Origin of the sequence: Staphylococcus haemolyticus (assembly GCF_006094395.1) — a bacterium.
Lineage (GTDB): Bacteria > Bacillota > Bacilli > Staphylococcales > Staphylococcaceae > Staphylococcus > Staphylococcus haemolyticus.
On the sequence record NZ_CP035291.1, the window covers coordinates 1,465,713 to 1,478,026 of the forward strand.

11 protein-coding genes and 1 riboswitch are annotated in these 12,314 nt (G+C 33.3%); of the genes, 5 read left to right on the top strand and 6 right to left on the bottom strand.

Annotation, left to right across the window (positions count from 1 at the left end):
- Positions 1 to 231 precede the first annotated feature (231 nt).
- The 6 genes from dapD to EQ029_RS07105 all read right to left on the bottom strand — a co-directional run bounded on the left by dapD (position 232) and on the right by EQ029_RS07105 (position 6,917).
- Positions 232 to 951, bottom strand: coding sequence for a 2,3,4,5-tetrahydropyridine-2,6-dicarboxylate N-acetyltransferase (gene dapD / locus EQ029_RS07080; protein WP_011275806.1), 720 nt, complete (start codon positions 949 to 951; stop codon positions 232 to 234).
- Between the two features lie 39 nt (positions 952 to 990).
- Positions 991 to 1,716: a 4-hydroxy-tetrahydrodipicolinate reductase gene (gene dapB, locus EQ029_RS07085; RefSeq protein ID WP_057504810.1), complete on the bottom strand. Its 726-nt coding sequence runs from the start codon at positions 1,714 to 1,716 to the stop codon at positions 991 to 993.
- A complete protein-coding gene (dapA, locus tag EQ029_RS07090; RefSeq protein ID WP_037558089.1) occupies positions 1,716 to 2,600 on the bottom strand; it encodes a 4-hydroxy-tetrahydrodipicolinate synthase in 885 nt (294 codons plus the stop codon). The genes dapB and dapA overlap by 1 nt, the downstream gene beginning before the upstream one ends.
- Before the next feature lies 1 nt (position 2,601).
- Positions 2,602 to 3,591 (bottom strand): aspartate-semialdehyde dehydrogenase, encoded by a 990-nt coding sequence (locus EQ029_RS07095; protein WP_011275809.1) that lies wholly within the window; start codon positions 3,589 to 3,591, stop codon positions 2,602 to 2,604.
- Positions 3,592 to 3,656: 65 nt separating this feature from the next.
- Positions 3,657 to 4,859, bottom strand: coding sequence for an aspartate kinase (locus EQ029_RS07100; protein ID WP_016931092.1), 1,203 nt, complete (start codon positions 4,857 to 4,859; stop codon positions 3,657 to 3,659).
- An 81-nt stretch (positions 4,860 to 4,940) separates the two neighbouring features.
- A riboswitch (Lysine riboswitch) is annotated at positions 4,941 to 5,117 on the bottom strand.
- 195 nt (positions 5,118 to 5,312) lie between these two features.
- The gene (locus EQ029_RS07105; protein WP_037558087.1) at positions 5,313 to 6,917 is read right to left on the bottom strand and encodes an ABC-F family ATP-binding cassette domain-containing protein; all 1,605 of its coding nucleotides are present in this window, start codon (positions 6,915 to 6,917) and stop codon (positions 5,313 to 5,315) included.
- A gap of 153 nt (positions 6,918 to 7,070) precedes the next feature.
- On the opposite strand from EQ029_RS07105, the gene cvfB reads away from it, so the two are divergent.
- The 5 genes from cvfB to pstB all read left to right on the top strand — a co-directional run bounded on the left by cvfB (position 7,071) and on the right by pstB (position 12,311).
- Entirely contained in the window at positions 7,071 to 7,970 is a 900-nt protein-coding gene (gene cvfB, locus EQ029_RS07110) for an RNA-binding virulence regulatory protein CvfB (RefSeq protein WP_037558084.1), read from the top strand.
- A gap of 370 nt (positions 7,971 to 8,340) precedes the next feature.
- Positions 8,341 to 9,291, top strand: coding sequence for a PstS family phosphate ABC transporter substrate-binding protein (locus EQ029_RS07115; protein WP_033080051.1), 951 nt, complete (start codon positions 8,341 to 8,343; stop codon positions 9,289 to 9,291).
- A 185-nt stretch (positions 9,292 to 9,476) separates the two neighbouring features.
- Positions 9,477 to 10,403, top strand: a complete 927-nt coding sequence (pstC, locus tag EQ029_RS07120) for a phosphate ABC transporter permease subunit PstC (protein WP_011275815.1) — start codon at positions 9,477 to 9,479, stop codon at positions 10,401 to 10,403.
- A 1-nt stretch (position 10,404) separates the two neighbouring features.
- Positions 10,405 to 11,325 (top strand): phosphate ABC transporter permease PstA, encoded by a 921-nt coding sequence (pstA, locus tag EQ029_RS07125; protein WP_011275816.1) that lies wholly within the window; start codon positions 10,405 to 10,407, stop codon positions 11,323 to 11,325.
- A 110-nt stretch (positions 11,326 to 11,435) separates the two neighbouring features.
- Positions 11,436 to 12,311: a phosphate ABC transporter ATP-binding protein PstB gene (gene pstB / locus EQ029_RS07130; RefSeq protein WP_011275817.1), complete on the top strand. Its 876-nt coding sequence runs from the start codon at positions 11,436 to 11,438 to the stop codon at positions 12,309 to 12,311.
- The last annotated feature ends 3 nt before the right edge of the window (positions 12,312 to 12,314 follow it).

Here is a 12,314-nt window from a genome sequence, read left to right on the forward strand (position 1 = left end):
TTAAATAGTTTTAATTTTGAAATAGAGGCGTATGGATTATTTGCCCATTGCTTGGCCTGTTGGTAAAAATTCTAAATACTCTTTACTATGCCCAATCCACTTTTCATAAGAATAACTAAAACTGAGAAGGGCTCAGTTAAGCGCCTTCTCAGTTCAGTAAGCTATTGTGATTATGCAATACAGCTATAAAATAGTTTTTTTGACATAGCCACTCATCAAACACTCATATCATTAGTCATTTAATTTTCTTAATGCTGAAACAATTTCACGTTTAGAGTCTTCTACTTCCGAAGTTTGTTTAATCACTTTAGCAGGGGTACCAGCTACGACTGCACCAGCTGGAACATCTTGAGTAACAATTGCACCCGCAGCGACAATTGCGCCTTCGCCAACATGAACACCTTCTAAAATGACTGCATTAGCACCAATTAATACATTATCATCTATGACTACTGGTGAAGCACTAGGAGGCTCAATTACGCCAGCTAGAACGGCGCCAGCACCTACATGCACATTTTTACCAGTTGTCGCACGACCGCCTAATGTAGCATTCATATCAATCATAGTTCCTTCACCAACTACAGCACCAATATTGATTGTTGCGCCCATCATAACGACAGCACCGTCTTCAATAATTGCTTGTTCACGTATAAATGCACCTGGTTCAATACGCGCATTTGTATTTGTTAAGTCTTTAAGTGGAATTGCTGAATTACGTCGATCCATTTCAATTTCTAACTCAGTAATTGTAGATTGGTTTGATTCATAGAATGGTTTCCAATCATCGGCTTCACAAAAGATTACTTTAGAATTGTCGGAACCAAATACTTTAAAAGAATCAGGGAAGGTAACACCATCAAAATTACCATTAACATATACTTTTAATGGTGTAGATTTTTTGGCGTCACTAATATATTGAATAATTTCCTCAGCTGATAAATGTTGTACCATAATTTAAGTCTCTCCTTAATATTTGCTAGATTTTATAACTTATAGGTTGTCAAACGTGTAATAACCGTTAGATTGGTTTATTAATTTTTCAGCAGCAGTGATTGCTCCATTTGCAAAAATATCTTTAGACTGTGCTTTATGTGAGATTGTAATGGTTTCATCTGTTCCTGCAAATAATACATCATGTTCACCTACAATAGTCCCACCACGAATTGAGTGAATGCCAACTTCGTCTTTAGTGCGTTGTTCTGTAAGTTCATGTCGATCATAAACTGTTGTGATATTTTGGCGTAAGTCTTTAATAACATCATATAATTTTACTAATGTCCCACTAGGAGCATCTACTTTTTTATTATGATGTGCTTCAGTCAACTCGATATCATAATCTTGCAGAAGTGGGACAGCTGCTTCTAATATTTTAGTTAGAGCATGTACACCATAACTCATATTTGCACTAAAGAATACTGGCATGTTATGGCTTAATTCATTTAACTTTTCAATTAATTTTTCCTTTTCACCTGTAGTAGCTATAACTAAAGGTAATTGAAACTCTTCTTCAAGAAGTGGGAACAATAGATTAGGATTTGAAAAATCAATCGCTACATCCGCTTCATTTTGTGCATCAGCAATGTGATCATAGTGTGTATATGGTGTTGTCTCATTTTTTTGAGGCTCAATAACCCCTATAATTTCATGACCTTTTTCCTCTGCTAATCGAGCCACTCTTTGATTCATTGCACCGTAACCAATAAGTAAAATTTTCATTAAAGTTCACCTGCTTTAAACTGTTCAAATACATTGATTAAGACTTTGGCATCTGCATCTTCTAACGGAAGAAGTGGTAAACGCAATTTATAATTACCAAAACCTAAATGACTTGTTAACGCTTTAATCGGAATAGGATTAACATCTACAGAAAGCGCATCTAATAATTTACTAATTGGTTCGAAATCGTTTGAAATATCTTGTCCACTTTGTTTAGCATCATATAAAGCTTGGAATTCTTTAGGAATTGCATTAGCAATGACTGAAATAACACCATTGCCACCTCTTTGATAAAATTCGACAACATTATCATCGTTACCACTATATAAAGCGAATTCTTCTTGATTGATACGACTTTTAACGTCTTCATAATATTCAAAGTCATTTGTGGCATCTTTGATTGCAACAATATATTGGTTATGACTTAATGTTTCAACTGTCTCTGGTTCAATTGTCATGTTTGTACGAGAAGGCACATTATATAGTACAACTGGCAATTCAACTTCATTCGCAATCGTTTCGAAGTGTTTAACTAAGCCACGTTGATTTGTTTTATTGTAGTAGGGGGTAATCAACATAATTGCATCTGCACCAAGTGCTTTAGCGCGTTGAGATGCTTGAATTGATTTAGCAGTATTATTCGTACCTGTACCTGCAATAATAGTCACACGATGATTAACTTGCTTTATAACTGACTCCAATACTTGTTCTTTTTCTTCTTCAGTTAAAGTAGGGCTCTCAGCTGTAGTTCCATTAACAATAATAGCTTTTACACCATTGTCTAATAGGAAATCTACGTGTCTCTCTAATGCATTATAATCAACTTCATTATTTGTGAATGGGGTAGCAAGTGCTACTCCTACACCTTCGAATAAATGTGGCATATTATCTAGCTCCTTTTAAATTGATTACTTGCTCTAATACTTGTACTGCATTCAATGCTGCACCTTTTAATAAATTGTCAGATGTGCACCAAACGTGGAATGTATTATCTAATGAGTCATCTCTACGAATACGGCCTACAAATACTTCATCTCTACCAGTAGAGTTAAGTGCCTGAGGATATTCATTTTTTTCAGGGTTATCAACTAATACAACACGTTCGTCTTTATCAAATAAATCTTTAATTTCTTGTACAGTTGCTTCCTTATCTAAAGTAACGTCAATTTCAACACTATGACTATCTTGTACTGGAACACGTGCACATGTCGCAGTTACTTTTAATTCAGGTTCATGTAAAATCTTGCGTGTTTCATCAATCATTTTTTGTTCTTCTTTTGTATATCCATCCTCTAAGAACACATCAATATGTGGTAACACATTATTATAAATAGGGTGAGGATACGCTTCTGGTTCTTTACCATTTGCACCTTCAGCTAAATCTCTTTTACCTTTAATACCTGAACCTGAAACAGCTTGATAAGTAGTATATGCAACACGTTTTAAACCAAATTGATCTTGTAATACTTTTAATGGTACTACTGATTGAATTGTAGAACAGTTAGGGTTGGCAATAATGCCGCGCTTAAATTCAGGTTGATTTACTTCAGGTACAATTAAGTCGATATCTTCAGTCATGCGCCATTGACTAGAGTTATCGATGACAATTGCACCTGCTTTTTCAAAGATTGGGGCGAATTGTGCACTTGTGCCACCACCGGCACTCATTAGAACGTAGTCAAATTTTTCACTTGCTGCTTCTTCTGTTAATTCTTGTACAACATACGTTTGACCTTGAAATTGAACTTCTTTACCTGCTGATCTAGCTGATGAGAATAATACTAACTCATCGAACTTGATGTTTTTGCGATCAATTGTTTCTAACATTTTTGTTCCAACTAAACCTGTTGCTCCGACTACTGCTAATCTTGTCATAAAAGTCACTCCAATATCATTTGTTTGAATTTTAAAAAAATTATTTATAAATAGCATGTTGATGTTTAAATATCAAATGCATTGTATAATACTTCAACCGCTTTTTCTCCATTATCAGCATCTATCACATATGAAATACTAATTTCAGATGTTGTAGTTTGATAGAATGGGATATTTGCATTAATTAAAGTAATGAAAGCCTTTGATGCAACGCCCGACATATCTCTCATACCAGAACCAATAAGCGAAATTTTAACGTATTCTTCATTAATTTTATAATCCAATGCGTTAAATGAAGAAGAAAGATTACTCAAAATAGTTGAAATTTGTTGTACATCACTATCTTTAATAGAGAATGATAGCTGCAATCCTTCAATGTTAATTATTTGGGATATCATATCCACATTTACTGAACCTTCTTCTAATGCTGTGAACAATTGCGTTAAAAGACGATTATCAGGTAGGGGATAACTAATTGTAACGTGCATCATATGTTTATCTAATGCTACACCTGTTACAGCTTTCTTCTCTAATAAATCTGTTCTTGACATAATCCATGTTCCTTTCTCATTTGATAAAGTTCTACCGAGATACAATGGGATATCATAGTTCTTAGCAAGTTCTACGCTTCGAGTTTCAAGAACGCCTGCACCTAATGCACTCATTTCCATCATTTCTTCATAAGAAACATAATCTAACCGTTTTGCCTTACTTAATATTCGAGGGTCAGTGGCATAAACTCCATCAACGTCAGTATATATTTCACATGGAATTTGATTACTTGCAGCAATTGCAACTGCCGTTGTATCTGATCCTCCACGTCCTAACGTTGTAAGTTCAAATGCATCATTGATACCTTGGAAACCAGCAACGACTAATACATCTTTGTCGGTGAATGCTTTATCAAATGTTTCTGGATTGATTTCAGCAATTCTGCTCTTTAAATGATGGCCAATCGTTTTAATACCTGCTTGATAACCAGTCATTGCTCTAGCATTAACACCGATATCATTTAACACCATGGATAAATATGATACAGTCTGTTGTTCACCGGTCGTTAAAAGTAGGGCGAGTTCCTCATCTTTAGGTGTAGCAGTAAGATTTGATACATTATCCATTAATTGATCTGTTGTTTTACCCATAGCACTAACAACTACAATTAATTGTTCACCGTCATCCACACGGTTCTTAAGCATTTCTGCAATATTTTTTATCTTTGTAAAATCAGCGACGGATGAACCACCGAACTTCAAAACACTTCGTTTCAAAACTTTACCTCCTAAAATATAGGGAGGCACACGCTATAAAAAAGAACAAGTTCGGAAGTGCGAACTTGTTCGTGATTTATATACAAGTGATGCACTCCATTATTAAATAATAATGACAAACTTTCAGCTCTTAACCACAAAGTCCAACAAATCATAGCTGCGATTATGATTCATTTCGGCATCGCACCCTTTCTATATTAGCTGTTGCAGACAGTTTATCTAATATATACTGATGATTGATGCGCCTCATCAATTTCTTATTCAATTGCTATGTTTTATATTATACATATGGCAATTGTGTCTGTAAACCGATAATTGTGATTTTTTGAAATAGACTGAAAAATTAGAAAGTACTTTTACTATATGTAAGTAAAGATTTATCAAATGAGTAATATGATAGTAAAAAACGCACTCCCCAATTTAGTAATAGGGAAGTGCGTATGTGCTTATATATTATTTTTGTAATACGCCAATTTCTTGTAAATATTCTTCATAAGGAACTTCTTTAGATAAACCACCTGATTGATTTAGATCAATCACACGATTTGCAATAGTATTGATAAATTCAAAGTCATAAGATGTAAAGATGATTGATCCTTTGAAAGAAGCTAATCCATCATTTACTGCTGTAATACTTTCTAAGTCAAGATGGTTAGTAGGTTCGTCTAATAGTAAAACATTAGCACTTGATAGCATCATTTTACTTAACATACAGCGAACTTTTTCACCACCAGAGAGCACACTAGCTTTCTTTTTAACTTCTTCACCACTAAATAACATTCGTCCTAAGAAACCACGTAAGAAAGTTTCTGTTTGTTCATATTCAGGTGCATATTGACGTAACCAGTCTACTAAATTCATGTCTACGCCTTCAAAGAACTCTGAGTTATCTTTAGGGAAGTAACTTAATGAAGTTGTTACACCCCATTTAAATGTACCTTCATCAGGCTCCATTTCACCAGCTAAAATTTTCAGTAATGTAGTTTTTGCAATTTCACTATCTCCAATCAAAATTGCTTTATCATTAGGATTCATAGTGAATGAAATGTTATCAAGTACTTTTTCACCATCAATTGTTTTAGAAAGTCCTTGAACAGTCAATAAATCATTACCGATTTCACGCTCTGGTGTGAATTTAACATATGGATAACGTCTTGAAGATGGTTGAATATCATCTAATTCAATTTTTTCTAATTGTTTCTTACGACTTGTTGCCTGTTTAGACTTAGAGGCATTAGCTGAGAAACGTACAATAAAGTCTTGTAACTCTTTAATTTTTTCTTCTTTTTTCTTATTTTGTTCTTGAGCCATTTTTTGAGCTAATTGACTAGATTGATACCAGAAATCATAGTTACCTACATATAATTTAATCTTACCGAAATCTAAATCAGCAATATGTGTACATACATTGTTTAAAAAGTGACGGTCATGAGATACCACGATGACAGTATTATCGAAGTTAATTAAGAAATCCTCTAACCAACTAATGGCAGGAATATCTAGACCATTGGTAGGCTCATCAAGTAAAAGTACATCAGGCTCACCAAATAAACTTTGAGCTAATAAGACTTTCACTTTTTGATTATTTTCCAATTCTGACATTTGCTTATCATGTAAATCAGCAGATATGCCTAAACCTGAAAGTAAAGAAGCAGCGTCAGCCTCTGCGTTCCAACCATTCATTTCGGCGAATTCACCTTCTAGTTCAGCGGCACGTATACCATCCTCATCACTGAAATCAGGTTTCATATAAATTTCATCTTTTTCTTTCATGACTTCATATAAGCGTTCATGTCCCTTGATAACAACATCTAATACACGTTCTTCTTCATAGGCGAAGTGATCTTGTTTCAAAACAGCTAAACGTTCATCTTTACCCATTGAAACATGTCCTGTTTGAGAATCAATTTCTCCTGATAAAATTTTTAAAAACGTTGATTTACCAGCACCATTAGCACCGATAAGCCCATAACAATTTCCTTCAGTAAACTTAATATTTACATCTTCAAAAAGTTTACGATCGCCAAAACGTAAACTTACATCAGTTACTTGTAGCATGCATTTACTCCTTTATTTATCGTTTATCTAACGGAAAAATTATATCATATTCTTTATATAGTTTCGACCTAATGCAAATCTAAACACGTGAATGATAGTTTTTAGTATGCATGTTATAATAATGAAGAATACAAACCCTCGAAGGAGAATATTATGGCATTAGATAAAGATATTGTTGGTTCAATTGAATTTTTAGAAGTCATTGGCTTAGAAGGTTCTACATACCTTTTAAAAGGTCCTAATGGTGAACAAGTAAAATTAAATCAATCAGAAATCAATGATGAAGATGAATTAGAAACAGGTGAAGAGTATAGTTTCTTCATATATCCAAATCGCTCAGGCGAATTATTTGCTACTCAAAACATGCCTGACATTACTAAAGATAAATATGATTTTGCAAAAGTGTTAAAAACAGACCGAGATGGTGCACGTGTAGATGTAGGTTTACCAAGAGAAGTGCTAATCCCATGGGAAGATTTACCGAAAGTAAAATCACTATGGCCACAAACTGGAGATTATGTACTAGTAACATTACGTATAGATAGAGAAAATCAAATGTTTGCTCGTCTTGCTAGTGAAACAATAGTAGAAAAAATGTTTACACCTGTATATGATGATGAAAAACAGAATGAACTTATTAAAGCTAGACCATATCGACTATTAAGAATTGGTAGTTTCTTATTATCGAAGGAAGGCTATAAAATCTTTGTGCATGAATCAGAGCGTAAAGAAGAACCCCGATTAGGTGAAGAAGTAGAAGTACGTATTATTGGTCATAATGATAAAGGTGAACTCAATGGTTCATTTTTACCTTTAGCTCATGAACGTCTTGATGATGATGGTCAAGTAATCTTTGATTTATTAGTAGAATATGAAGGTGAATTACCTTTTTGGGATAAATCAAGCCCAGAAGCAATTAAAGAGGTGTTCAATATGAGTAAAGGCTCTTTTAAACGCGCAATTGGTCATTTATATAAACATAAAATTATTAATATTGAAACAGGTAAGATTTCTTTAACCAAGAAGGGTTGGAGTCGAGTAGAAGATAAATAACCATAAATATAAACAATTTCCTTCTATTAAAATAGTTGTTTTAATAATACTAAGTTATAACGTTAAAATTTAAGTAATCTTAAGTCAAAAAATTAATTTAAAGTCATATTACTTATTCAAAGTAAAATACAGCACTAACAATATATTATACGCTTTCAGTCACCTTTACGGGAGTAATACAGTTTTTCATTATAAATTCTGTATCACTCCCGTCTTTTTTATAGATAATTTTTATAAAAAATATTGATGTTCCTGCAATCTTAACAAAACCTTTACATTTAAACTATTTTATATTAACAAAAGGTATGTATTATAAGCATTGTAAGAAATACATATAACATTTTGGGTTATCTATTAGGAGGATATTTTAATGAAAAAATGGCAATTAGTTGGTACAACTGTTTTAGGCGCTTCAGTATTATTAGGCGCATGTGGCGGTGGAGATAGCAGTGGAAGTGGTTCTGGAGATGGCAAAGACCTTAAAGGTGAAGCCAAAGGTGAAGGTTCATCAACAGTAGCTCCAATCGTTGAAAAATTAAACGAAAAATGGGCTAAAGATCATCCAAACGCTACTATTTCATCTGGTCAAGCAGGTACTGGTGCTGGTTTTGAAAAATTCATCGCTGGCGAAACTGATTTCTCACAAGCTTCTAGACCTATTAAAGATGAAGAAAAACAAAAATTAGAAGACAAAGACATTAAATATAAAGAATTCAAAATTGCACAAGATGGTGTAACTGTTGCAGTTAACAAAGACAACGACTTTGTTAAAGAATTATCTAAAGATCAATTGAAAAAAATCTACAACGGCGAAGCTAAAACTTGGAAAGATGTAAATTCTAGCTGGCCTGATAAAAAAATCAAAGCTTTCTCTCCAAACTCAAGTCACGGTACTTATGATTTCTTTGAAGAAGAAGTAATGGATAAAGAAGATATCAAAGCTGAGAAAAACGGAGACACTAACGTAATTGTTCAATCAGTTGAGAAAAACAAAGAGGGTATCGGTTACTTCGGTTATAACTTCTACGAACAAAACAAAGATAAATTAAAAGAAGTTAAAATCAAAGACGACAAAGGTAAAACAACTGAACCAACTAAGAAAACAATCAAAGACGGTTCATATGCTTTAAGTAGACCATTATTCTTATATGTAAAAGAAAAATCATTAAAAGATAATGATGTTATGAGAGAATTCATCAAATTCACATTAGAAGACAAAGGTAAATCTGCTGAAGATGCTGGTTATGTAGCTTCTCCAGATAAAACTTACAAAGATGAACTTAAAGATTTAAAAAAATACGATAAAAAATCAGATAAATAATAATCATTATTAATATCAAAGGGCTGGGAATTATTCAAGGGGTATTACAAGGTAGCAACACTGCTACCTTGTTCTCGAATATATGGGTGATTGTTAAAATGTTTTAGGTTAATTTGAACTCATTGTTTACCTGATAATTTCTAGCGCTTTTTTAAATTTATTGGGAGAAAAAGAGAGGGTTATATATGGCATCGGAAACTAATGTTAGAGACTTGATAGCTAAAAATAACGCTAAAAAGGGCGGTTTCAGTGATAAAATCGTACCTATTATTTTAGGAATTATAGCTGCAATCTCAATTTTAACTACAATCGGTATTCTTTTCACTTTGATAACTGAGACAATAACATTCTTCACACGCGTATCTATTGTTGAATTTTTATTCACTAAAGACTGGAACCCAACTGGTTCTGATCCTAAATATGGTATTTGGGCATTAGTTATTGGTACGTTGAAAATTACTGTTATCGCAACTATCGTCGCAGTTCCAATTGGATTAGGTGCTGCAATTTACTTAAGTGAATACGCAAGTGACAAAGCAAGACGTATTATTAAACCAATTCTTGAAATTTTAGCAGGTATTCCAACAATTGTATTTGGTTTCTTTGCTTTAACTTTTGTAACACCTGTATTAAGAACTATTATTCCAGCACTTGATAGTTTCAACTCAGTCAGTCCAGGAATTGTAGTAGGTATCATGATTGTTCCAGTAATTACAAGTATGAGTGAAGATGCAATGGCATCTGTTCCTAACAAAATTCGTGAGGGTGCTTATGGTTTAGGTTCAACAAAATTTGAAGTTGCTACTAAAGTAGTATTACCAGCCGCAGCTTCAGGTGTTGTAGCTTCAATTGTATTAGGTATTTCAAGAGCTATCGGTGAAACTATGATTGTTTCATTAGCTGCAGGTAGTTCACCAACAGCTTCATTAAACTTAACGAATTCAATTCAAACTATGACTGGTTATATTGTTGAAGTTGCAACTGGAGATGCTACATTCGGTTCTGATATGTACTATAGTATTTATGCAGTAGGTTTCACATTATTTATTTTCACATTAATAATGAACTTAATTTCTTATTGGATTTCGAAACGCTTCAGAGAGGAGTATTAATATGACAGCTACTACAAATCCTAAAGCTAAAACACTAATTGACCAAAACAAAGTAGAAAAAAACATCTCAAGTCGTGGTAAAACAAATAAATTAAATAAATGGTTATTCTTTACATGTATTGTAATAGCTTTATTAGTACTTGCAGCATTATTGATACAAACATTTGTTAAAGGTGTTGGCTATCTTACACCAGATTTCTTTACAAATTTCTCTTCTTCTACACCTTCACAAGCAGGTATTAAAGGTGCGTTAGCAGGGACAATTTGGTTAATGATAAGTATTATTCCAATCTCTATCGTTCTTGGTGTAGGTACAGCGATTTATTTAGAAGAATACGCTAAAGACAATTTCTTTACTAGTTTCGTTAAAATTAGTATTTCTAACTTAGCTGGTGTACCTTCTATCGTATTCGGTTTACTTGGATTAACATTATTCGTTCGTGGTGGCGGTATTCAAGCATTAGCATTAGGAAATAGTGTTATTGCTGCCGCGTTAACAATGTCATTGTTAATTCTACCGATCATTATCGTATCAAGTCAGGAGGCAATCAGAGCAGTTCCTAATTCTGTTCGCGAAGCTTCTTATGGCTTAGGTGCAAATAAATGGCAAACTATTCGTCGTGTCGTATTACCGGCTGCTTTACCTGGTATTTTGACTGGATTCATCTTATCACTATCTCGTGCATTGGGTGAAACAGCACCATTAATCTTAATTGGTATACCAACTATTCTATTAGCAACACCAACAAGCATTATGTCTATGTTCACAGCATTACCAACTCAAATTTACACTTGGGCTAAAATGCCTCAAGCTGAATTCCAAAATGTTGCATCAGCAGCAATTATTATATTACTTGTAATCTTATTACTAATGAACGCAGTAGCCATTTTCTTACGTAATAAGTTCTCTAGAAAATATTAATCCAATCAAATACAACATAATTTAGGGAGTGAAGGTTGAATCGATAATATCATGTTTTTAGTAGAGCATAACTATCGTTTCAATCTTACAGATATAAAGGAGTTTTAATTATGGCAAATACAAATGTTAAAGAAAAAGAGTTAGCAAAACATACTGATCAATCTCAAGAATCAATTTCAACAGTAGTTTCATCAAATGAAGTTAAGCACAATAAAGAATCAGATAGTAATAAAAAAGTAGTTTATTCAACACAAAACTTAGATTTATGGTACGGAGATACACATGCGCTACAAAACATTAATTTAGATATTTTAGAAAATAATGTTACTGCTATTATTGGACCATCTGGTTGTGGTAAATCAACTTATATTAAAACATTAAACCGTATGGTAGAATTAGTACCTTCAGTAAAAACTGCTGGTAAAATTTTATACCGTGACCAAAATATTTTCGATGAAAACTATTCTAAAGAAAAATTAAGAACAAATGTAGGTATGGTATTCCAACAACCAAACCCATTCCCAAAATCAATTTACGATAATATCACTTATGGTCCTAAAACACACGGTATTAAAGATAAAAAATTATTAGATGAAATCGTAGAAAAATCATTACGTGGCGCTGCAATTTGGGATGAATTAAAAGATAGATTACACACAAACGCATACGGTTTATCTGGTGGGCAACAACAACGTGTTTGTATTGCTAGATGTTTAGCTATTGAACCAGATGTTATTTTAATGGACGAACCTACATCAGCATTGGACCCAATCTCTACATTAAGAGTTGAAGAACTTGTTCAGGAATTAAAAGAAAATTACTCTATTATTATGGTTACACACAACATGCAACAAGCTGCACGTGTATCTGATAAAACTGCATTCTTCCTTAATGGTTATGTTAACGAATACGACGACACTGATAAAATCTTCTCTAATCCTTCTGATAAACAAACAGAAGACTACATCTCAGGACGTTTTGGTTAATAT